Origin of the sequence: Microbacterium hatanonis, from assembly GCF_008017415.1 — a bacterium.
GTDB lineage: Bacteria > Actinomycetota > Actinomycetes > Actinomycetales > Microbacteriaceae > Microbacterium > Microbacterium hatanonis.
On sequence record NZ_VRSV01000001.1, the window covers coordinates 1,331,382 to 1,353,650 of the forward strand.

A 22,269-nucleotide genomic window follows, 5' to 3' on the forward strand; every position below is an offset into this window, starting at 1 on the left:
TCCGTTTCGCAAATGCGCTCGGATCGCCCTCAGGCGTTGCGATGAAACTCGCGGCGCGCCCCGGATATTCCCGGACTCGGGGGCCGTGCGTGCGACCATGGGCGCTAACCGCAGAACGAAGGGGTGTTTCCGCATGGAACAGCTCAAGGTCATCGGAACCGAGGACGACGTCCTCGTGCTCGCGACCGAATCGGGCGAGCGTTTCACGCTGCCCGTCGACGAAGTGCTGCGCGCCGAACTGCGCCGCACGCGACGCGATCGCGATGAGCGCGTCCCGCGCGCCAGCCCTCGCGAGATCCAGGCGCACATCCGCTCCGGGCTCTCCGCTCCAGAGGTGGCGACGCTGCTCGGGGCGAGGCTCGAAGACGTCGTGCGTTTCGAGCGCCCCGTCCTCGCCGAGCGCGAGCACGTCGTCGGCCAGGCTCTCGCCGTGCCCGTGCTGCTGGGCGGCGACCTCGAGCACGACGCACCCGTCACCTTCGGTGCCGCGGTCAGGGCGAAGCTGGCGGAGGCCGGCGCGAGCAATGAGCGCTGGACGAGCTGGCGAGGCCCGAACGGGTGGATCGTGAAGCTGGAGTTCACGGCGAACGAGGTCGACCACGACGCCCGATGGGGCTTCGAGCCTCGGAGGAGTTCGCTGTCCCCGCAGAACTCCGATGCGATCCAGCTGTCGCGTCAGGGTTCCCTTCCTGAGGGACTCATCCCCCGTCTCCGCGCGCTCGACACCCCGCTGGCGAAAGACGACACACGTTTCGACAGCGGAGCCTTCGGTCCCCGCCGTATCGTCGAGCCCGAGGCCGACCTCGCACCCGAGACTCCCTCGCACGCGACGCCCGCCGTGCAGGATGCGGCGATCAAGCGCGCCCCCGATGCTCCTGTCACGTCGTCCGAGACGGCCGACCTCCTCGAAGCGCTCCGTCGACGACGTGGTCAGCGCGAACCGCTGCCGGGCACCGATTCCGACACTGCCCCCACCCGTACGGTGGCACCGGTCGCTCTCTTCGACGCGCTCGAACCGGGGTACGAGGAGTCGCCGCCCGAGGCGGCGCCCGAGCCCGAGTCTCCGTCGGATGCGGCGAGCCGACGCAAGGGCCGGACCTCCATGCCGTCGTGGGACGAGATCGTCTTCGGCGCTCGTTCCGACGACGCGTAGATCAGGAGAAGGCGCCCAGTCGTAGGAGCGGCACGACGCGTTCCTCGGCGGTGAGTGAGCCGTGCTGGCCCACCATCTTCTGCGGTCCCTTGTCCGTGAGCCGGTCGTCGTAGTACGCGACGGCCGAGCGTGCGGCGACGACGACGTCTCCGATACGTTCGCGGACCGCCTCGGCGACCGGGCCGAACAGTCCCGCGTCGATCGCCTCGTCGCGCGTCATGACCCACGATCTCGCCGACTCGGACGCGAGCCATTCGGCATGGACCTCATCCGCTCGACCGGCGTCGGTGTAGAGGTGCAGCATCCGCGGTTCGCCGCCGATACCCGCGACGCCGTCGACCAAGGGGCTGTCCGCGGTGAGCAGCAACTGGCGGTGACGGGGAACGTCGACCATCCCGTGGTCGGCGGTGACGAGGGCGCCCACGTCGGCGGGCAGGGCCTCTGATAGGCGTCGCGCCGCAGCATCCACCGTCTCGAGGGTTGCGCTCCACGACTCGGACTCCCACCCGAGCTTGTGACCGACGCTGTCGAGATCAGGCGCATAGAGGTAGACGAGGGCGCCGCTGTGGCGCGCGGCGAGGTCGGCGGCGATGGCCGCGCGTTCGGCGAGGTCGACGGCGCTGACGAACTCGGCGCCCCGCAGGGTCGCCTCGGTGAACCCCGTGCCGACGTACTCGGGTCGTGAGACGACGAAACACGGACGACCGCGCCGGGACTCCCGCTGCATGAGCGGCTCCTCCCGCTGCCAGGTCTCGGGGTCGAGCCCGTCGGTCTCCCAGCCCTTCAGCTGGTTCGGCAGGAGATCGGTGCCCGGGATGCGCAGGCGATAGCCGACGATCCCGTGCTGGCCCGGCGGCGTGCCGGTGAGCAGGCTCGTCAGCGCGGCCGCCGTCGTGGAAGGGAACACGGTGCGGGCGACGTCGCGCTTCGTCGTGAGCGACGCCAGGAAACGGGCGTGCCCCTTGCGGGCGGAGAGGTTCAGCGCTCCGAGCCCGTCGACCACGCAGATCACGACGCTGCGTGCGGGGGCGAACCAGTCGGATTCGCCGGTGAGTGCGGCGATCGACTCGGTGGCCACACCGGTGAGGCTCCGGGCGTGCGGGGGGTCGGCCGGTAGGCTGAGTGACATCCCGGTCAGTCTCGCACACGCGAGCTGTACGCGTCGGAACCCGACCCGAACCATTCCCGAGGCAAGAGGTACATGCCTGCATCCCGGCCCTCCCCCGCAGCTGCCGCGAACGTCGTCGAACGCATCGAAGACGTCGATGTGTCGACCGAGATGCAGGGGTCGTTCCTCGAGTACGCCTACTCGGTCATCTACTCGCGCGCCCTCCCCGACGCCCGCGACGGACTGAAGCCGGTCCAGCGCCGCATCCTGTATCAGATGGCCGAGATGGGCCTGCGTCCCGACCGGGGCCATGTGAAGAGCGCGCGCGTCGTCGGCGAGGTGATGGGAAAGCTCCACCCCCACGGAGACTCGCCGATCTACGACGCGCTGGTGCGTCTCGCGCAGTCGTTCACGCTCCGGGTCCCGCTCGTGGACGGACACGGCAACTTCGGTTCGCTCGACGACGGACCCGCCGCATCGCGGTACACCGAGGCGCGGCTCGCCCCGCCCGCGCTCGCCCTCACGGAGAACCTCGACGAAGACGTCGTCGACTTCATACCGAACTACGACGGACAGTTCCAGCAGCCGGAGGTTCTCCCGGCCGCGTTCCCCAACCTCCTCGTGAACGGCGCCACCGGCATCGCGGTCGGCATGGCCACGAACATGGCGCCGCACAATCTCATCGAGGTCGTCGCGGCGGCGGTGCATCTTCTGGCCAACCCCGGGGCCAGCGTCGAAGAGCTCATGGAGTTCGTCCCCGGCCCCGACCTCCCCACCGGCGGCATCATCGTGGGGCTCGACGGCATCAAGGACGCCTACACGAACGGCCGCGGAACCTTCCGCACTCGCGCCAAGGTCTCCATCGAGTCTCTCGGCCCGCGCCGTACCGGTCTCGTCGTGACCGAGCTGCCGTACCTGGTGGGTCCCGAACGCCTCGTCGAGAAGATCAAGGACGCGGTCAATGCGAAGAAGCTGACCGGCATCTCCGACGTCACCGATCTCACGGACCGCAACAACGGGCTTCGTCTCATCATCGGCATCAAGACGGGCTTCGACCCGCAGGCCGTGCTCGATCAGCTCTACCGTCTGACGCCGTTGGAAGACTCGTTCGGCATCAATAACGTCGCGCTCGTCGACGGACAGCCGAAGACCCTCGGACTCCGCGAGCTGCTGCGGGTCTACATCGACCACCGCATCCGCGTCGTCACCCGGCGGAGCGAGTTCCGCCTCGCCCGCAAGCAGGAGCGCCTGCACCTCGTCGAGGGCCTCCTCATCGCGATCCTCGACATCGACGAGGTCATCCAGGTCATCCGCGGGTCGGACGACGGCGAGGCGGCGCGGCTGCGCCTCATGGAGGTGTTCGACCTCTCACAGGCTCAGGCTGAGTACATCCTCGAGCTGCGTCTGCGCCGACTCACGAAGTTCTCGCGGATCGAACTCGAGGCCGAGCGCGACGCGCTCAAGGCCGAGATCGCGCAGCTCATCGAGCTGCTCTCGAGCGAGGCCCTGCTGCACGCGCAGGTCGCCCGCGAACTCGAGGCCGCCGCCGAGGCCTACGGTACGCCGCGACGCACGATGCTCCTGAACGGCGGACCCGTGGTGCCGCGCTCAGCAAAGGCTGCGGCGGCCGCCGACCTTCAGATCGCCGACGCCCCGTGCCGCGTCTTCCTCTCGGCAACCGGCCGCATGGTGCGCGCCGAGCTCGTCGCAGACGCCCCTGACGGGGGCATCGTGGCGCCCTCGCGCAGGTCGAAGCACGATGCGATCCGCTCGGCCGTCGACAGCACGACCCGGGGCGACCTGGGAGCGGTGACGAGCAAGGGGCGTCTCGTGAGGTTCACCCCGGTGGACCTTCCCTCGGTCCCCGCGAACTCGGTGCAGCTCGCCGCCGGCACTCGCGTCGACCAGTATCTCGGGCTTCCGGGTGGCGAGCACGTCATCGCCATCGTGCCGCTGGATGAGGCTCCGCCTCTCGCGATCGGTACCGCTCACGGCGTGGTCAAGCGCGTCGCGGCATCCGAGATCACCAATAAGCCCGACGTCGAGATCATCGCGCTCAAACCGGGCGACCGCGTCGTGGGCGCAGCCCCCGCCCCTGACGACGCCGAGCTGGTGTTCGTCGCGGCCGACGCGCAGCTCCTCCGCTTCGACGCGTCGGCGGTGCGGCCCCAGGGGCGTTCGGCCGGGGGCATGGCCGGCATCCGACTCTCTTCCGGTGTCGAGGTCGTCGCGTTCGCGGTCGTTCCCGCGGCGGCTGCGGAGACCGTGGTCGTCACCGTCGCCGGTGATTCGACCGCCCTCCCCGGCACGGACGCGGGCTCGGCGAAGGTCTCCGCATTCACCGAGTATCCGCCCAAGGGTCGCGCCACGGGCGGTGTGCGCGCTCAGCGTCTCCTCCGCGGTGAGGATGCGCTCACGCACGCCTGGGTCGGCGAGGAGCCGCGCGCGGTCGGGCCGGACGGCTCCACTCGGGCGCTCCCCGATGTCGGAGCGAAGCGCGATGCGTCGGGCTCCTCGCTCGACGGTTCCGTCGGCGCCATCGGCACCGTCGTTCGCTGACGGGTGCGCGCCCTGCGCCGGACGTCGGTGATGGCGTCGACGTAGGACCATCGCGCAACATCCGTCCTACGTCCGACGCATGTCCTACGTCCGACGCATGTCCTACGTCCGGCGGAGGTCAGACGTCGATGCGCTCGCGCGCGAGCCGATCGCTCGAGTCGATGATGAACTCCTTGCGGGGGGCCACGTCATTGCCCATGAGCAGCTCGAAGACGGATGCGGCGACCTCGGCGTCTTGCATGCGCACTCGCCGGAGCAGTCGACCTCCGCGGTCCATCGTGGTCGTGGCGAGCTGGTCGGCATCCATCTCGCCGAGGCCCTTGTATCGCTGGATGGGTTCCTGCCAGCGCTTGCCCGACTTGGTCAGCTTCGCGAGCAGGCCGTGGAGCTCCTGCTCCGAGTAGGTGTAGATCGTCTCGTTCGGCTTCGAGCCCGGGTTCATCACGATGACCCGATGCAGCGGCGGAACGGCGGCGTACACCCGGCCCTCGTCGATCAGCGGCCGCATGTAGCGGAAGAACAGGGTGAGCAGGAGGGTGCGGATGTGGGCGCCGTCGACGTCGGCGTCGCTCATCAGGATGATCTTGCCGTAGCGCGCCGACTCCAGGTCGAACGAGCGGCCCGATCCTGCACCGATGACCTGGATGATGGAGGCGCATTCGGCATTCGAGAGCATGTCGCTGATCGAGGCCTTCTGCACGTTCAGGATCTTGCCGCGGATCGGCAGCAGCGCCTGATACTCGCTGTTGCGGGCGAGCTTGGCCGTGCCGAGCGCCGAGTCTCCCTCGACGATGAAGAGTTCGGACGCGTCGACGTCGTTCGTGCGGCAATCGGCGAGCTTCGCCGGCAGCGACGACGACTCGAGGGCGTTCTTGCGCCGCTGCGTCTCCTTGTGCTGGCGCGCGGAGATGCGCGCCTTCATCTCGGAGACGACCTTGTCGAGCAGCAACGAGGTCTGGGTCTTGTCGTCGCGCTTCGGTGAGGCGAAGCGGGCGGCCAGCTCTTTCGCGACGACGTTCGACACGATCTGACGTGCGGCCGGCGTGCCGAGGATCTCTTTCGTCTGGCCCTCGAACTGCGGCTCGGGCAGTCGCACCGTGAGGACGGCGGTGAGCCCCGCGAGGATGTCGTCTTTGTCGATCTTGTCGTTGCCGACCTTCAGTCGCCGGGCGTTCTGCTCGACCTGACTGCGCAGCACCTTCATCAGCCCGACCTCGAAGCCCTGCTGATGAGTGCCGCCCTTGGGCGTCGAGATGATGTTGACGAACGAGCGCACTCGCGTCTCGTAACCCGTACCCCAGCGCAGGGCGACGTCGACCTCGCACTCGCGCTGCACCTCGGTCGGAACCATGGCGCCGGTGGGCTGGAGCACCGGAACCGTCTCGACGAACGACCCCGTGCCGGTGAGGCGCCAGGTGTCGGTGACGGCCGCGTCGGGGGCGAGGAACTCGGCGAACTCCGAGATGCCGCCGTCGAAGCGATAGGTGGTCTCGACGGGCTCGGTCGACACGACGCCGTCGGAGCCGGTCGAGGGGCGCTCGTCACGGATGACGATCTCGAGACCGGGAACGAGGAAGGCCGTCTGCCGGGCGCGCTGTTCGAGCTCCTCGAGGTTGAAGGAGGCGTCCTTGGTGAAGATCTGCCGGTCGGCCCAGTACCGGATGCGTGTGCCGGTCACGCCCTTGGGAGCCTTGCCGACGACTCGCAGTTCGCTCTTCTTGTCGAAGGGGCTGAATGCGGAGTCGGGCGCGTCGCCGGCGAACGAGCCGGGTTCGCCTCGGTGGAACGACATCGCCCAGGTCTTGCCGCCCCGGTCGACCTCGACGTCGAGTCGTTCTGACAGAGCATTCACGACAGAGGCGCCGACGCCGTGGAGTCCGCCCGAGGCGGCGTACGAGCCGCCGCCGAACTTGCCACCGGCGTGGAGCTTGGTGAAGACGACCTCGATGCCCGACAGACCGGTGCGGGGCTCGATGTCGACGGGAATCCCGCGCGCCCGGTCGCGGACCTCGACGCTGCCGTCGGTGTGCAGCACGATGTCGATGCGGCCGCCGTGCCCGCCCAGGGCTTCGTCGACGGAGTTGTCGATGATCTCCCACAGGCAGTGCATCAGGCCACGGGAGTCGGTCGAGCCGATGTACATCCCGGGGCGCTTGCGAACCGCCTCCAGCCCTTCCAGGACCTGCAGATGATGGGCGGAATACTCGGCTGTCACAATCTCCAACGATAACCGCGGGGCCTGACACGCGGCTCGAGGACACACGGGCGGGCATTCCCGCGTACGCGTAGAGCGAAATGTCGGGACACGACGGCATACCCCTCGGATACCCGTGGTTACATGTCTTGCACGCACCCGAACGCGCTGCACCGAGGAGGCACCGAGATGAGCACCACATCGACACCGACTGAGAACACCGCCGTCCTCGACTACCGACTCACGGCTGCCGATCGCTGCGACTCCTGCGGCGCTCAGGCGTACATCGCCGCCGAGGTCAACGGCAGCGAGCTCCTGTTCTGCGCCCACCACGGTCGCAAGTACGAGGAGAAGCTCCGCAGCATCGCCACGTCGTGGCACGACGAGACCGCACGCCTCAGCGAGAGCGTCTAGTCGACTCGTCCCTCGTAGCGGCGAGGGACCAGCGGCGACAGTCGCACGAGGATCTCCTCCCCCACCGATCCGATCGCCTCGGCGAGATCGGTGGGGGATTTCTCGTTGTCGGCGCCGCCGAAGACGGTCACCACGTCGCCGATCGACGCCGATGGCCACCCCGCGATGCGTGAGTGCTCGCCGACGGATTCGAGCTGACGCGGACCGGCCGGGGTGAGCACCTCGACACGCCCGCCGAGCGTGCTCGGCAGGCCGTCCAGCGCCCCGAGTTCGATGTGCGCACCCTCGTCGTCCACGCTCGTGACCTCCGCACGAAGGCTCGAGATGAGGCGCACGCCCAGATCGCGCTCGTCGACCCCGCCGGCCGAGCGCACGCCGTACGCGAAAGCGCCGATCCGCACGAGGTCGTATCGGAACTCCGCACGTGCGAACGAAGCCGCACTGGCCGCCAGATGTCGATGCGACGGCCGCAGACCGGACTGCTCGGCGACCGTCACGGCCGCGTCGAAGATGCGCCGGGCGTCGTCGTCGTCGTCATCGGACGCCTCCGCGATGTGGCTCCAGACGCCCACGACCTCCACGACGCCCTCGTCGACCAGGGCGGCGGCCCGCGTCACGAACGCGGGCCACTCCTCGGGCCGCACGCCGTTGCGGTGCAGGCCGGTGTCGATCTTGAGGTGGATGCGGGCCCGGCGTGCGAGGGTACGCGCGGCCGATGCGACGTCGTCCAGAGACGCGGCGTCGCCGACGCCGATGTCGAGGTCGTCGTGGACCGCGTCGAGGGCGTCATCGGCGGTCGCCGTCATCCATACGAAGATGCGGGCTGCCTCGCCGAGCTCGCGGCGGACGATGCGGCCGGTGCAGACGTCGAAGGCACCGAACCAGCGGACGCCTTCGGCGGCGGCGCGCCGGACGACGGGCACGAGGCCGTGCCCGTACGCGTCGTTCTTGACGACGAGCATCGGTTCGGACGGCGCGACGGTCGCCCGCACTCGCGCGAGGTTGGCCGCGAGGAGGTCGAGATCGACGTGCAGCGCGGCGGTCATCCGACGACTCGCCGTGTGGCATGCAGTCCCGCGGCGGTGGCGAGCTCGCCTCCGGAGAGCCCGGTCACGGCGCACCACTCCCCCAATGAGGGCTCGTCCCGGGCGGGATCGCCGAAGAAGACGGCCTCGTCGCCGCGCTGGATCGCAGCATCCGCGATCTCGACGACGCAGACGTCCATCGCGACCCGTCCGACGATAGGGTGGCGGCGTCCTGCGAAACTCACATCGACGGAGCCGCCCAGCGAGCGCACGACGCCTTGTCCGTAGCCGCCGGTGACGAGCGCGATGCGGGTGTCGGCCGCGGCGCGGTAGAGATACCCGTAGGAGACGCCCTCGCCGGCGCGGAGATCTTTCGTCGCAAGTACCGCACCGCTGAACCGCAGTGCAGGGGCGGATGCTTCGGGGCCACCGGGGAGCCCGAAGAGCGCGACGGGGTCGAGGGAACCCGGCGTCGCCGCGGCGGGATCGGTGAGGGTCAGCCCGGCCTCAGACAGAACGTCGACGACGGCATCGGCGCCGTGGCCCCATGCGTCGGAACGGAGGACGCGGGAGGTGTACGTGCGGGCCCGGGAGGCGACGGCATTGCGCAGCAGAGCGGCCCGTGAGACGGAGGCGAGCGGCGTACGGTCGCCCCTGCCCTCTGCTCGCTCACGGAAGGCCCCAGTCACGACAACTAGACTAACGGGGTCTTGTCCGCCGACCCCGGAGCTCGCATGCCAGACCAGGGCTTCGCCCTCGCGCCCCGCCTTCGCTACCTCGTCGGGCGCGCCCGACGCATCGACGTCGGATCCGTCTTCGAGCGCGCGCGGGAGGCTTCGCGCGACCACGGGAAGTGGACGCCGCTCGTCGTCGTCGACATGCTCTGGCAGGCGGGTTTCCGCAATGTGGGGTTCCAGGACTACATCGATTACGACTTCTCGATCCTGAACCGCGCCGAGCGCGCGACGTACATGACGCACCCCGTCTCGAACCAGATCTCGCAGAAGTACGACCACCCCGACTACCGGCATATCTTCCAGGACAAGGTCGAGTTCGACGGGGTCTTCAGTGAGCACCTGCACCGGGATTGGATGGTGGTGACGGCCGACAACGCAGACGACGTCAGGGCGTTCGCGGAGCGGCTCGGCACGATCGTGACGAAGGAGCCGGTCGGCCAGGCCGGCACCGGGGTGCACCGGTATCACGCGGCGGAGGTCGAGGACTGGGCGCAGTTCCACCGCGGTCTGTGGGAGCGGGGCGAGCTGCTCATCGAAGAGGTCATCGCGCAGCATCCCGACCTCGCCGCGGTCTGCCCCGGCACCGTGAACACGACCCGGGTCACCGCGTTCTTCGACGGTCAACGCACCCACATCCTCGCTATGGCGCAGAAGTTCGGACGCGGTGCGGTCAGCGATCAGATGACCTTCGGCGGCTTCTACACGATGCTCGACGAAGCGGGTCGAGCGGTCGGTCCCGGATACGACTCGCACGGTCATGTGCACGAGACGCACCCCGACTCGGGCTTCCGCATCGCCGACTTTCAGTTGCCCCTGATGGACGACGTGCGCGCGTTCGTCGACCGCGTCGCGCGTGTGGTCCCCCAGGTGCAGTACGTGGGGTGGGACATCGTCGTGACGGCCGACGGCCCGGTGCTCGTCGAAGGCAACTGGGGCGCGGGTGTCTACGAGAACAAGCCCAGTGTCACCGGCATCCGCACGGGGCACAAACCGCGCTACCAGGCCGCGATCGGTTTCTGACGAGACGACGGAGCCCCGTTGCCGATATCCCTCTCCGGGATGAGGGCAACGGGGCTCCGTCGTGTGTCAGACCTTGCGGACCAGGCCCAGGGGGGTCGATTCGTGTCCCTGGCCGAGAGGGTTGTCGGACAGGATCGCCAAGAGGCGACGCTCGCCCGCCTTGTCGAGGGTCGAGCCGAGGATGTTGCCGCCCAGGTCGTTGATGTCGACCACGGCCACCTCGGCGGACACCGGGAGCATCGACTTGACGTGTGCGGCGACCTCACGCGGACGCTCCGGACCCAGGACGACCGCCTTGTTGTACGGCGGGATCGTGCCCTTGGTCGGGCCGTCGATCGCGCGCGCCTTGTCTCCCGCGATGCGGTAGAAGTCGCCCTTGCGTCCGAACGCCTTCGTCACCGCAGAGACGGCGGCGGCGAAGAGGATGCGGGGTGTGCCGCACTCGCGCAGCGCCATCTCCATCGTCTCGGGCATGCCGAGACCGATCCCGTAGGGCGTACGCGTGACGTACTTGGAGAGGAACAGCGCCAGGCGGCGGGGCGTGATGTCTTCGACGAGGTAGGAGCGGCCCTGGGTGATCGCGACGATCTTCTCGGTCACGAACAGGATGTCGCCGGCCTCGACGGCCCCTACCGCGTACTCGCGAAGGAACGCGTCGAGGTCGTCGCCCGGTAGCACGACCCGCGTGCGGATCGGAATGCGAGCGAACGACGAACCGTCGACGGTCGTGGTGAGGGCTTTACCGGCGTTGGCTGCGTCGGTCACGGACACTCCTGCTTACTCGAGGTAGTCGCGCAGCGACTGCGACCGGCTGGGGTGGCGGAGTTTCGCCATCGTCTTCGACTCGATCTGGCGGATGCGCTCGCGCGTGACGCCGAACGTGTCGCCGATCTGGTCGAGGGTCTTGGGCTGTCCGTCGCCCAGGCCGAAACGCATGCGGATCACGCCGGCCTCGCGCTCGGAGAGCGAATCCAGGAGCGACTCGAGCTGGCGCTGCAGCATGGTGAATCCCACCGCGTCGGCCGGGACGACCGCCTCGGTGTCCTCGATCAGGTCGCCGAACTCGCTGTCGCCGTCCTCGCCGAGCGGGGTGTGCAGCGAGATCGGCTCGCGGCCGTACTTCTGCACCTCGATGACCTTCTCGGGGGTCATATCGAGCTCGCGGCTCAGCTCCTCAGGCGTGGGTTCGCGACCCAGGTCCTGGAGCATCTGGCGCTGGACGCGCGCGAGCTTGTTGATGACCTCGACCATGTGCACCGGGATGCGGATGGTGCGCGCCTGGTCTGCCATGGCGCGGGTGATCGCCTGACGGATCCACCAGGTGGCGTACGTCGAGAACTTGAAGCCCTTGGTGTAGTCGAACTTCTCGACCGCACGGATGAGGCCCAGGTTGCCTTCCTGGATCAGATCGAGGAACTGCATGCCACGACCCGTGTAGCGCTTCGCGAGCGAGACGACGAGTCGGAGGTTCGCGCCGAGCAGGTGGCTCTTAGCGCGCTGACCGTCGCGGGCGACCCACTGCAGGTCGAGTCCGAGCTGCTTCGACTTCTCGGCGGCCGACATGTGCGAGAGCTTCTCTTCGGCGAACAGACCGGCCTCGATGCGCATCGCGAGCTCGACCTCTTCGGCCGCGTTCAGCAGCGGAACCTTGCCGATCTGCTTGAGGTAGTCCTTGACGGGGTCGGCCGTGGCGCCGGTGATCTGCGCCGAGTAGACCGGCACCTCGTCGTCGTCGCCGGAGGAGATGACGATCGCGCCCGTCGGGAGCGGCTCGGCGAAAGCCGGCTTGGTCGACTCTTCCTCGTCGTCGTCGCCGTCGGTCTTCTTCGGGGTCGCCGCTGCGGGAGCGTCGTCGCTCGCGTCGTCGGAGTCGTCGGTGTCGTCGACCTCGACCTCGCCGTCCAGCTCGGTCTCGTCCTCGGCATCTTCGTCGGAGGCCTTGGCCTTCGCCTTCGATGCTGCCTTGGGCTTGGCGGCTGCCTTCGCCTTGGCGGGGGCCTTCTTGGCCGGGGCCTTCTTCGCGGGCGCTGCCGCGGTGTCGGTCTCGACGTCGTCGAGGTCGGTGTCCTTCGGGGTGCGGGTCTTGGTGCTCGTGCCTGCCACGTTTCGCCTTTCGCCGGGTAGGTCCGTCGGCTGCCGCCGGACGTTCTCGGACACTAGTAAGACCCTTGTCAAGTCCGAACGGCGAAGCGGATGCGAACGCCGACCGGTCGACAACGGGTCAGGGTCTTCATTGTCGCACACGTTGGACAGCGGACCTGACGCGCGCGGAAGGGTACACCTCGGATAACGCCGGGGTCCAGTGTGATATTCCGCTCAGCCCAGGCCGTTTCGAGGCTCTTCATCGCCGGACGGGCGCGAAGCGAGGAAGCGCTCGAGTTCGGCGCCGAGCTCGTCGGCGCTCGGGAGATCGCCGGTGTGGATGATCGGCGTCGCCTGGGTGGAACCCGCCATGTAGGAGTCGTATCGCTCCTCCAGGCCCTCGATCATGCGCGTCAGGTCGTCGCTGGCTCCGACCTGATCTTGGACCTTCGTCAGGAAGTCGCGGTTCTCGTCGCGGAGGCGGTCGCCGGAGAAGACGAGGCCGGTGGCGACGGTGAGGCTGTCGAGACCGGCCAACGCAGCCGCGGGGTACTCGGTGTCGCCGAGGTAGTGGGGAACGAGCAGGACGAAGCCCGCGATCTGCGCCCCCGACTCTGCGAAGCGGTACTCGAGCAGGTGGCCAATGGTGGCAGGCACCTGGGTCTGCGGCCGCCACACGGAATGGGCTTCGACGAGGTCGGCGCGCGTGCCGCTGACCGTGGTGCCGACCGGACGCGTGTGCGGGACGGGCATGGGGATCGCGTGGATCCAGGTGACCGAAGCGACCTGCAGCGTCGCCGCCAGCTCGAGGACGGAGGCGGCGAAGGCGTCCCAGGCGAAGTCGGGTTCGTAGCCGGCGAGGAGGACGAACGGCTGCCCCAGAGCGTCGTGCGCGAGGGAGACCTCGAGCCGCGGCGGCTGGTAGTCGGAGAGATGATCGCCGTCGAAAGAGATGATCGGGCGGCGGGCGCGGTAGTCGAGCAGGACATCGTTGGCGTACACGAAGACCGGCGACGGGTCGAGGTCATCGCGGAAGTACTCCACCACCTGTGCGACTGCTCCTCCGGCGTCGGTGAAGCCGGTGAGTGCGATCACGAGAGGCAGACCCGGCGGCACCGGCGGCGCCGACGCGGCGCGTTCGAACAGCGGCGCGGAAGAGGGCATACCTCCACTCTAGAAGCGTTGCGCGACACGGGACCCGCGCGGGGGTCCCGCTGACAGCGAACAGCGCTCCTTAGGATGGAGACATGCCGTTTCCCCGTCTCGCGCACAGCAGCTCATCGGTCCGCGAGGCCGATGCCGACGCGCTCCTCCTCGTTCTTCCGCACCTCGACGACGCCACGGAGATCGACGGATGGCCCGGACTCGCAGCGCAGTTGCGGCGCATCGGGTTCACCGGCGGCGCGGGCTCGTACCAGCGCATCGCCGCCGAGGGCATCGAGCTTCCGCTGGCCGTCGTCGGGCGCGGACGGAAGAGCGACGCCGCGGCTCTGAGGGATGCCGCGGGTGCGGGGATCAGATCGCTCACCGGCTTCGATCGGGTCGCCGTCGCCGCTCCCGGTGCGGAAGGCGACGTCTGGCGGCCGCTGGCGGAGGGCGCCGCACTGGGCGGGTACCGCTTCACGGGCTACGCGGTGAAGCCCCCCGCGTCGCGAGCGACCGAGGTCACCGTGCACACCGACGCCGCTCCGTCGTCGTCGGACGTCGCCGCCGTGGCCGCCATCGGTGACGCCGTCGCGCTCGTGAAGGATCTCGTCACCACCCCGGCCGAGTGGCTGGGACCGGCCGATCTGGCAGAACGCGCCCAGTCGTCCCTCGCCGACCTGCCCGTCGACGTGCGCGTGTGGGACGAGGACGCCCTCCGTGCCGACGGTTTCGGTGGAATCCTGGGCGTCGGGCAGGGCTCCGACCGCCCGCCACGCCTCGTGCGTCTCGACTACGCGCCCGCCGGTGCCACGCGCCATGTCGCCCTCGTCGGCAAGGGCATCACGTTCGATACCGGCGGACTGTCGTTGAAGCCCGCAGCGTCGATGGTGGGAATGAAGTACGACATGTGCGGGGCGGCGACCGTTCTCGCCGTGGTGTGCGCGGCCGCCGCGATGCAGCTCCCGGTGCGGGTCACCGGCTGGCTCTGCATCGCTGACAACATGCCGTCGGGTCGGGCCACCCGCCCGGGTGATGTGCTCCGGATGCTGGACGGGCAGACCGTCGAGGTGACCAACACCGACGCCGAAGGGCGTCTTGTGCTCGCCGATGGTCTGGTGGCGGCGAGCCGCGAGCACCCCGATCTGGTGGTCGACATCGCGACCCTCACCGGCGCGGTGACCGTGGCGCTCGGCACCCGCCACACCGGAGTGATGGGCGACGACGACGCGGTCGCGGGCTACCTCGCCGCGGCGGAACGCACCGCCGAACTCGCGTGGCGTCTCCCCCTGCCCGAGCACATGCGCGACGAGCTCGACTCCCCCATCGCCGACCTCCAGAACGCCAAGATGGGCGACCCTGCGGGCGGCACGATGTTCGCGGGTCTCTTCCTGGAGCGGTTCGTCGGGCGCGTGTCGGACGACGCGGATGCTGCGCGGATCCCCTGGCTGCACCTCGACATCGCCGGGGTCGGCATGAACAAGGGCGGCGCCTTCGGCTTCACAGACAAAGGAGTGACCGGGGCGGCGACGAGATCGCTCATCGAACTCCTCGCCGCAGAGGCCCAGCGGTGACCGACCACACGGCGGATCTCGTGATCCTCGGCGGAGGCAGCGGCGGTTACGCCGCGGCCCTCCGCGCGGCGGAACTCGGAGCCTCTGTCGTGATCGTCGAGAAGGACAAGCTGGGCGGCACCTGCCTGCATCGGGGCTGCATCCCGACCAAGGCGCTGCTGCACGCGGGCGAGGTCGCCGACACCGCGCGCGACGCGGCATCCGTGGGGGTGCACGTTCACCTCGACCGCGTCGATGCTGCCGGCGTGCGCGAGTACCGCCAGGGCGTCGTCGCCAAGAAGTACAAGGGTCTCCAGGGTCTGATCGGCGCTCGGGGCATCACCGTCGTCTCCGGCGAGGGCGTTCTCGTCGAGGGGCCGGCGGTGCGCGTCGGCGACGACGTCTACCGCGGCCGGGATGTGATCCTCGCCACGGGTTCGTACAGCCGGACGCTGCCCGGTCTGACGGTCGAAGGGCGCGTGCTCACCAGCGAGCACGCGCTCGAACTCGACGTGATCCCCGACCACGTCGTCGTTCTCGGCGGCGGGGTCATCGGTGTCGAATTCGCCAGCGCGTGGCGCTCGCTCGGGGCCGAGGTCACCATCGTCGAAGCCCTCGACCGCCTCCTCCCGACCGAGGATGCGACGTCGAGCAAGGCGCTCGAGCGCGCGTTCCGCAAGCGCGGCATCGTCGCGCGGACGGGCGTGCGATTCGACTCGCTCGCGCAGACGGCCGATTCCGTCACCGTGCGGCTGGAGGAGGGGACCGAACTGGTCGCCGACTACGTGCTGGTGGCGGTCGGCCGCGCCGCGGCGACGGAGGGCCTCGGGTACGAGGAGGCCGGCGTCGTGCTCGACCGGGGGTTCGTGCAGACGGACGAGCGGCTCCGCACCGACGTCCCGCACGTCTGGGCCGTCGGTGACATCGTGGTGGGCCCGCAGCTCGCGCACCGCAGCTTCCAGCAGGGCATCTTCGTCGCCGAGGAGATCGCGGGACGTGCGCCGGTTCTCATCCCGGACGAGCAGATTCCTCGCGTCGCCTATTCGCGACCGGAAGTCGCGTCGGTGGGCGTCACGGAGGCCGACGCCGTCGCCGCGCACGGCGCCGACGCCGTCGTGGCGTACGAGTACAACCTGGCGGGCAACGCCAAGAGCGAGATCCTCGGCACGACCGGTGTCGTGAAGATCGTTCGCAAGAAAGACGGCCCGATCCTCGGTGCGCACCTCGTCGGCGATCGCGTCGGCGAGCTCATCACCGAGGCGCAGCTAGCGATCGGCTGGGAAGCGCATCCAGAAGACATCGCACCGTTCATCCACGCACACCCCACGCAGAGCGAAGCCCTCGGAGAAGCGTTCCTCGCTCTCGCGGGCAAACCGCTGCACACGCTCTGACGCATTCCGCGTCACTAAGCTAGAACCACTTACGGTTTTGAAGGAGACAAGCTCATGAGCACTTCCGTCGTCCTCCCCGCGCTCGGAGAGAGCGTCACCGAGGGAACGGTCACCCGCTGGCTCAAGAACGTCGGCGACACCGTCCAGGAAGACGAAGGTCTGCTGGAGATCTCGACCGACAAGGTCGACACCGAGATTCCCTCGCCTGTCAGCGGTGTCCTCGAAGAGATCCTCGTCCAGGAGGACGAGACCATCGAGGTCGGCGCCATCCTCGCCAAGATCGGTGACGGTTCGTCCGCGCCGGGGTCGTCGGCCCCTGCCGACGAGGCACCCGCCGAGACGGCGGAGGCGCCTGCTGAGGAGGCACAGCCCGAGCCCGAGGCTCCCGCTGCAGACCCCGAGCCGCAGGCCGGGGCGGCTCCGGCCGACTCCGGGGACGCCGCCGAGGTGCGTCTGCCCGAACTCGGCGAGAGCGTGACCGAAGGCACCGTCACGCGCTGGCTGAAGGCCGTCGGAGACGACGTCGAGGTCGACGAACCGCTTCTCGAGATCTCCACCGACAAGGTCGACACCGAGATCCCCTCCCCCGTCGCTGGCAAGCTTCAGGAGATCCTGGTAGCCGAGGACGAGACCGTCGAGGTCGGTGCTGCGCTGGCACGCATCGGCAGCGGCTCCGCCCCCGCGGCGCCGGCCGAGCCCGAGGCCCCGAAGGCCGAGGAGCCCGCCCCCGAGCCCGAGGCTCCGGCTGCCGAGCAGCCCGCCGCGGAAGCCCCGAAGGCCGAGGCTCCCCAGGCCGCTCCTCCCGCTCCGAAGGCCGAAGCACCCGCGCCGAAGGCCGAGGCCGCGCCGGCTGCTGCCGACTCGGTCGTCGCGTCGAACGACGAGGTCACCTACGTCACGCCGCTGGTGCGTCGCCTGGCTCAGCAGCAGGGCGTAGACCTCGCGACCGTGACCGGAAGCGGCGTCGGCGGACGCATCCGCAAGGAAGACGTGCTGAAGGCCGCGGAGGCCGCGAAGGCTCCGGCAGCCGCCCCCGCTGCCGCGCCCACCGCTGCCGCACCGGCGGCGGTCGAGGTCTCGCCGCTGCGCGGAACCACGCAGAAGATGTCGCGTCTGCGCAAGGTTATCGCCGAGCGCGCGGTGGCATCGATGCAGGCCACCGCGCAGCTCACGACCGTGGTCGAGGTCGACGTCACCAAGGTGGCGGCCTACCGCGACGCGGTCAAGGCACAGTTCCAGGAGAAGACGGGCGACAAGCTCTCGTTCCTGCCGTTCTTCGCCCTCGCCGCGATCGAGGCGCTCCAGGCGTTCCCGATCGTCAACGCCACCGTCGACGGCGACTCGATCGTCTACCCGGAGTCGGAGAACGTGTCGATCGCGGTCGACACCGAGCGCGGACTGCTCACCCCGGTCATCCGCGACGCCGGCGGCAAGAACCTCGCCCAGTTGGCGCGTGAGATCGCCGATCTCGCCGCGCGGACGCGCGACAACAAGCTGAAGCCCGACGAGCTCGCCGGTGGCACCTTCACGCTGACCAACACCGGTTCGCGCGGCGCGCTGTTCGACACCCCGATCGTCTTCCTGCCGCAGTCGGCCATCCTCGGCCTCGGCGCGGTCGTGAAGAAGCCCGGCGTCGTGTCGGTCGACGGCAAGGACGCGATCTCGGTGCGCTCGTACGTGTACCTCGCTCTGTCGTACGACCACCGCATCATCGACGGTGCGGACGCGGCCCGCTTCCTCGGAGCGGTCAAGGCTCGCCTCGAAGCTGCGCAGTTCGAGGCGCAGCTCGGCATCTGAGAATCGATCCTCCCGGGGTTCACCGCCCCGACGAGGCTCAGGATGGCGCATCGGTGACGTCGTGTACGTCGCGGATGCGCCATCCGTCTTTCGTCTCGACGACCGTCACGATCTGCGTGCCTGGACCCGACAGGGAATCGACACGGACGACGACGATCCCGCCCAGGTCGTCGAGAAGCGTCGCCCGACGGGTCTCGGCAGGGTCGTCGATCACGCCCGCCGGAAGCTCCCGGGCCGGATCTTCCAGCACCGTCGTCAGACACGCGATGTCGTCGCACGCGGTTCGGCGATCAAGGAGTTCCATCGTGACGGCGGCAGCGTCTCCGGTCACGGGGCCGGGCACGACCGACCGCGACTCGGACGGGTGTGCTTCGTCGCGAGGCTCCGGTGCCGACGCCGACGTTCCCGGGTCCGCTGCGGGGGCGGTGTGCTCTTCGTCCGCGGGCCAGAGCAGCCCGGCGCCGATGATGAGGGCCGCGACCACGGCGCCGATGAGGAGCGGCCGTCTGGGGAACGCAGAGCGACGGATGCGGCGAACCGCTGCGTGCACCACGTCGGACGCGGTGTCGGCAAGGTCCGCGTCCATATGGGAGGCGAGGCGCCGCCAGAGGGATTGCTCCTGCGGCGGCTGCTCGGAGTCGGGTTCAGCGGCGAGGTGTCGTGCCCGGCGTGGACCGAAGACCTCGGTCACGAGGGGTTCGGGCTCGGCGCACGCGAAAAGCGTGTCTTCGCACTCCGTGTCGATCCGCGCCGGGTCGGCCTGCCGCGCCACATCGGCCAGTTCGCGCAGGGTCGCCCCGAGGCGACTGCGCGGCAGGTCTTCCGACATGGTCGCGAGGAGACGCGCGGAGGCTTCGCGAGCGGACTCGTCACCCACCCCCTCCACGAGGAGCGGCCGACCGTCGTCCGTGAGCCACCACTCGCCCTCGACACAGTCTTCCCGGAGGAGCGAAGCTGACAGACCGCGGACGATGCTGACGGCGAGGGTAACGGCTTCTCCCCCGGCGACCGGGGCTCCCGCATCCTGACGCCGCCGCATGAACTGCGCCACGTTCTCGGTGAGGAGGGGGAAGACGACATCGTGCCCATCTGCACGGCGGAGGACGTCGTGCGGCGTGAGCAGGTGCGCGTGTCCCTCCGCACTCCACCCGGGGAGGTCGGCGACCGTCGAGCGGTCTGCGAGCATCACGCTGCGCCCGTCCGCGCTCTCCGCGACCGTGGCATCGAAAGGACTCGCGGGCGGCCGCACCGACCGCACCGCGCGGAGGGTGTCGAAGGCCGGCGGGATCGGTGAAGGGAGCACGTTGCGATGCTCGTCCTCCCGGTCGCGGGGAGGGCGACATCACGCAGGACAGTGGATGGCGCGCAACCTCTCGACCGCTGGGGAGGAGACGACTCGACGCCAAAGCTAGAATCGAACCATGGCCGCTCGACCCACCGCTCCTGAGAAGCGCCCCAACTTCTTCTCCCAGCTCCGCACCCTCTTCACGTTCACGCGGGATGCCTACAAATGGCTCCCGTACGTGCTGGCGGGCATCGTCGTTCTGGGTATCGCCCTCGGCGTCGGTATCGGGTTCCTGATCCCGCCGTTCGCGATCTGGAGCGTGATCCTCTGGGGCTTCACCGGCCTCCTCGCGGGCATCCTGGGCGCGATGATCACGATGACGCGGCTGTCGACCAAGGCGATGTACCGCAAGATCGACGGCATGCCGGGCGCTGCGGGCCACGTGCTCTCGACGTCTCTCGGTCGCCATTGGCAGTCTTCCGAGATGCCGGTGGGCGTGAACCCCCGCACGCAGGAAGCCGTCTATCGCGCCATCGGTCGCGGCGGTGTCGTTCTCGTCGGCGAGGGCTCGCGTGGCCGTCTCACCCGTCTGGTGAACGAAGAGCGGTCGAAGATCCAGCGCGTGGCCTCGGGAGTGCCGGTGACGGTGCTCTATCTCGGCCACGGTGACGACGAGGTCGAGGTCAAGAACCTCGCCTCGGCGATCAAGTCGCTTCCCAAGAAGGTCGACCGCGCGTCGATGGCCGCGGTCATCAAGCGGGTGGACTCCGTGTCGCAGTCGCTCGCGTCGCTGCCGATCCCGAAGGGCATCGACCCCACCAAGGCGCGGGCGCCGCGCCCGCGCTGATCGCGCGTCAGCGGCGTACGAGCACCGTTCCGACCGCCTTGTCGTGCAGGCCGCGCTGATCGGCATCCCAGATCACCGCGGGGATGACGAGGATGAGCAGCACGGTGCGGATGACCGGCTTCCACAGCCCCACCCAGCCACCGTCAAGACGCTGCAGGCGCAGCCCGACGATGCGGTGTCCGGGGCTGCCCTGGAGCGTGGGCAGGAAGACGATCTGAATCGCCGCGAAGATCGCGAAGATCGCGAGGGCGTCCCACGCGAAGAACCCCGAGATCAGGTATGCCGCGCCGTAGTCGATGAAAAGCGCGCCGACACGTCGCCCGAGTCGAGCGACGGATCCGGGACCTTCTTTCGGGTATCCGAGTCGATCACCGGGGAAGTCGGACGGGGCGAAGGTCATCCGGCAAGCCTAACCACGGGCTCGTAACATCCCGGAAACATATGGGACACTGGCGAGCAATGCCCTGCCGATAGGTTCGACTGGTCAGGCCTGGCGGCCGGCACATCCCGATTCGCTACCTCTGGAGTCTTCATGTTCAAAGATTCGTCCGAGGTTCTGCGCTTCATCCAGGAAGAGGACGTCAAGTTCCTCGATATCCGTTTCACGGATCTCCCGGGTGTGCAGCAGCACTTCAACATCCCCGCGGCCACCGTCGACGAGGAGTTCTTCACCGTCGGGCAGCTGTTCGACGGGTCCTCGATCCGCGGATTCGCGAACATCCACGAATCCGACATGCAGCTCATCCCTGACGTCACCACGGCGTACCTCGACCAGTTCCGCGAGGCGAAGACGCTGGTCATGGTCTTCGACATCTACAACCCGCGCAACGGTGAGATCTACTCGAAGGACCCGCGCCAGGTCGCCAAGAAGGCCGAGAAGTACCTCGCCTCCACCGGCATCGCCGACACCGCGTTCTTCGCCCCCGAGGCCGAGTTCTACATCTTCGACGACGTGCGCTTCGAGGTGAAGCAGAACTCGAGCTTCTACTCGGTGGACTCCGAGGAAGGCGCGTGGAACACGGGTCGCGAAGAAGAGGGCGGAAACCTCGCCAACAAGACCCCCTACAAGGGCGGGTACTTCCCGGTCTCCCCCGTCGACAAGACGGCCGACCTCCGCGATGACATCACGCTGAAGCTGATCGAGGCGGGCTTCCAGCTCGAGCGCTCGCACCACGAGGTGGGCACCGGTGGTCAGCAGGAGATCAACTACCGCTTCGACACGATGCTGCACGCGGCCGACGACATCCTGAAGTTCAAGTACATCGTCAAGAACACCGCCGAGCAGTGGGGCAAGGTCGCGACCTTCATGCCGAAGCCGCTCTTCGGCGACAACGGCTCGGGTATGCACACGCACCAGTCGCTGTGGCAGGACGGCAAGCCGCTGTTCTACGACGAGACCGGCTACGGCGGGCTCTCCGACGTCGCGCGCTGGTACATCGGCGGTCTGCTCGCTCACGCGCCCGCGGTGCTCGCGTTCACCAACCCGACGCTGAACAGCTACCACCGTCTCGTGAAGGGCTTCGAGGCCCCGGTCAACCTGGTCTACTCGGCCGGTAACCGCTCGGCCGCGATCCGCATCCCGATCACCGGTTCGAACCCGAAGGCGAAGCGCATCGAGTTCCGTGCACCGGATGCTTCGGGCAACCCGTACCTCGCGTTCGCGGCTCAGCTGATGGCCGGCATCGACGGCATCAAGAACCGCATCGAGCCGCACGAGCCCGTCGACAAGGACCTCTACGAGCTCCCTGCCGAAGAGGCCAAGAACATCCCGCAGGTTCCGAACTCGCTGCTCGACTCGCTCGAGGCGCTCCGCGCAGACCACGAGTTCCTCCTCGCCGGCGGCGTGTTCACCCAGGAGCTCATCGACACCTGGATCGAGTACAAGATCGAGAACGAGATCCAGCCCATCGCACAGCGTCCGCACCCGTTCGAGTACGAGCTGTATTTTGGTGTCTAACACG

Annotated in this window: 18 protein-coding genes; 9 read left to right on the top strand and 9 right to left on the bottom strand. The window is 68.8% G+C overall.

The window, feature by feature from the left end; genetic code table 11:
• Positions 1-133: 133 nt before the first annotated feature.
• Positions 134-1,153, top strand: coding sequence for a septation protein SepH (sepH, locus tag FVP77_RS06410; protein ID WP_147893743.1), 1,020 nt, complete (start codon positions 134-136; stop codon positions 1,151-1,153).
• Position 1,154: 1 nt separating this feature from the next.
• Here sepH and FVP77_RS06415 read toward each other — a convergent pair whose 3' ends face one another.
• Positions 1,155-2,282 carry an alkaline phosphatase family protein gene (locus FVP77_RS06415; protein WP_147893744.1) on the bottom strand — a complete coding sequence of 376 codons (1,128 nt, stop codon included), beginning with the start codon at positions 2,280-2,282 and terminating at the stop codon, positions 1,155-1,157.
• Between the two features lie 72 nt (positions 2,283-2,354).
• On the opposite strand from FVP77_RS06415, the gene FVP77_RS06420 reads away from it, so the two are divergent.
• Positions 2,355-4,820: a DNA gyrase/topoisomerase IV subunit A gene (locus tag FVP77_RS06420; protein ID WP_147893745.1), complete on the top strand. Its 2,466-nt coding sequence runs from the start codon at positions 2,355-2,357 to the stop codon at positions 4,818-4,820.
• Positions 4,821-4,938: 118 nt separating this feature from the next.
• Here the strand turns inward: FVP77_RS06420 and FVP77_RS06425 are convergent, their stop codons facing one another.
• Positions 4,939-7,035 (bottom strand): DNA gyrase/topoisomerase IV subunit B, encoded by a 2,097-nt coding sequence (locus FVP77_RS06425; protein WP_425463123.1) that lies wholly within the window; start codon positions 7,033-7,035, stop codon positions 4,939-4,941.
• Positions 7,036-7,203: 168 nt separating this feature from the next.
• On the opposite strand from FVP77_RS06425, the gene FVP77_RS06430 reads away from it, so the two are divergent.
• The gene (locus tag FVP77_RS06430; RefSeq protein ID WP_121149441.1) at positions 7,204-7,428 is read left to right on the top strand and encodes a DUF7455 domain-containing protein; all 225 of its coding nucleotides are present in this window, start codon (positions 7,204-7,206) and stop codon (positions 7,426-7,428) included.
• Here the strand turns inward: FVP77_RS06430 and FVP77_RS06435 are convergent.
• Both FVP77_RS06435 and FVP77_RS06440 read right to left on the bottom strand, forming a co-directional pair.
• Positions 7,425-8,474 carry an alanine racemase gene (locus tag FVP77_RS06435; RefSeq protein ID WP_147893746.1) on the bottom strand — a complete coding sequence of 350 codons (1,050 nt, stop codon included), beginning with the start codon at positions 8,472-8,474 and terminating at the stop codon, positions 7,425-7,427. The two genes, FVP77_RS06430 and FVP77_RS06435, sit on opposite strands and share 4 nt — an antisense overlap.
• The gene (locus FVP77_RS06440) at positions 8,471-9,142 is read right to left on the bottom strand and encodes an alanine racemase C-terminal domain-containing protein (protein ID WP_147893747.1); all 672 of its coding nucleotides are present in this window, start codon (positions 9,140-9,142) and stop codon (positions 8,471-8,473) included. Before FVP77_RS06440 ends, FVP77_RS06435 begins: the two co-directional genes overlap by 4 nt.
• 45 nt (positions 9,143-9,187) lie before the next feature.
• Here FVP77_RS06440 and FVP77_RS06445 point away from each other — a divergent pair, with 45 nt between their 5' ends.
• Positions 9,188-10,210: a sugar-transfer associated ATP-grasp domain-containing protein gene (locus FVP77_RS06445; RefSeq protein WP_147893748.1), complete on the top strand. Its 1,023-nt coding sequence runs from the start codon at positions 9,188-9,190 to the stop codon at positions 10,208-10,210.
• Between the two features lie 66 nt (positions 10,211-10,276).
• Here the strand turns inward: FVP77_RS06445 and FVP77_RS06450 are convergent, their stop codons facing one another.
• The 3 genes from FVP77_RS06450 to FVP77_RS06460 form a co-directional block, all read right to left on the bottom strand.
• Positions 10,277-10,975, bottom strand: a complete 699-nt coding sequence (locus FVP77_RS06450) for a coenzyme F420-0:L-glutamate ligase (protein ID WP_147893749.1) — start codon at positions 10,973-10,975, stop codon at positions 10,277-10,279.
• Between the two features lie 12 nt (positions 10,976-10,987).
• The gene (locus FVP77_RS06455; protein ID WP_147893750.1) at positions 10,988-12,313 is read right to left on the bottom strand and encodes an RNA polymerase sigma factor; all 1,326 of its coding nucleotides are present in this window, start codon (positions 12,311-12,313) and stop codon (positions 10,988-10,990) included.
• A gap of 213 nt (positions 12,314-12,526) precedes the next feature.
• Positions 12,527-13,456 carry a proteasome assembly chaperone family protein gene (locus FVP77_RS06460; protein ID WP_147893751.1) on the bottom strand — a complete coding sequence of 310 codons (930 nt, stop codon included), beginning with the start codon at positions 13,454-13,456 and terminating at the stop codon, positions 12,527-12,529.
• A gap of 83 nt (positions 13,457-13,539) precedes the next feature.
• Here FVP77_RS06460 and FVP77_RS06465 point away from each other — a divergent pair, with 83 nt between their 5' ends.
• The 3 genes from FVP77_RS06465 to sucB are packed head-to-tail and all read left to right on the top strand — an operon-like array spanning position 13,540 to position 18,176.
• The gene (locus tag FVP77_RS06465; RefSeq protein WP_147893752.1) at positions 13,540-15,009 is read left to right on the top strand and encodes a leucyl aminopeptidase; all 1,470 of its coding nucleotides are present in this window, start codon (positions 13,540-13,542) and stop codon (positions 15,007-15,009) included.
• Entirely contained in the window at positions 15,006-16,379 is a 1,374-nt protein-coding gene (lpdA, locus tag FVP77_RS06470; protein WP_147893753.1) for a dihydrolipoyl dehydrogenase, read from the top strand. Before FVP77_RS06465 ends, lpdA begins: the two co-directional genes overlap by 4 nt.
• Before the next feature lie 54 nt (positions 16,380-16,433).
• Positions 16,434-18,176 (top strand): 2-oxoglutarate dehydrogenase, E2 component, dihydrolipoamide succinyltransferase, encoded by a 1,743-nt coding sequence (sucB, locus tag FVP77_RS06475; RefSeq protein ID WP_147893754.1) that lies wholly within the window; start codon positions 16,434-16,436, stop codon positions 18,174-18,176.
• 37 nt (positions 18,177-18,213) lie between these two features.
• On the opposite strand, the gene FVP77_RS06480 is transcribed toward sucB, so the two are convergent.
• Positions 18,214-19,479 (bottom strand): hypothetical protein, encoded by a 1,266-nt coding sequence (locus FVP77_RS06480; RefSeq protein WP_147893755.1) that lies wholly within the window; start codon positions 19,477-19,479, stop codon positions 18,214-18,216.
• Between the two features lie 118 nt (positions 19,480-19,597).
• On the opposite strand from FVP77_RS06480, the gene FVP77_RS06485 reads away from it, so the two are divergent.
• Positions 19,598-20,308 (top strand): DUF4191 domain-containing protein, encoded by a 711-nt coding sequence (locus tag FVP77_RS06485; protein ID WP_147893756.1) that lies wholly within the window; start codon positions 19,598-19,600, stop codon positions 20,306-20,308.
• Between the two features lie 7 nt (positions 20,309-20,315).
• Here the strand turns inward: FVP77_RS06485 and FVP77_RS06490 are convergent, their stop codons facing one another.
• Complete coding sequence (locus FVP77_RS06490) at positions 20,316-20,708, bottom strand: RDD family protein (protein WP_121149430.1); 393 nt, start codon at positions 20,706-20,708, stop codon at positions 20,316-20,318.
• Between the two features lie 132 nt (positions 20,709-20,840).
• Between FVP77_RS06490 and glnA the strand changes: the two genes are divergently transcribed.
• The gene (gene glnA / locus FVP77_RS06495; protein ID WP_147893757.1) at positions 20,841-22,265 is read left to right on the top strand and encodes a type I glutamate--ammonia ligase; all 1,425 of its coding nucleotides are present in this window, start codon (positions 20,841-20,843) and stop codon (positions 22,263-22,265) included.
• The last annotated feature ends 4 nt before the right edge of the window (positions 22,266-22,269 follow it).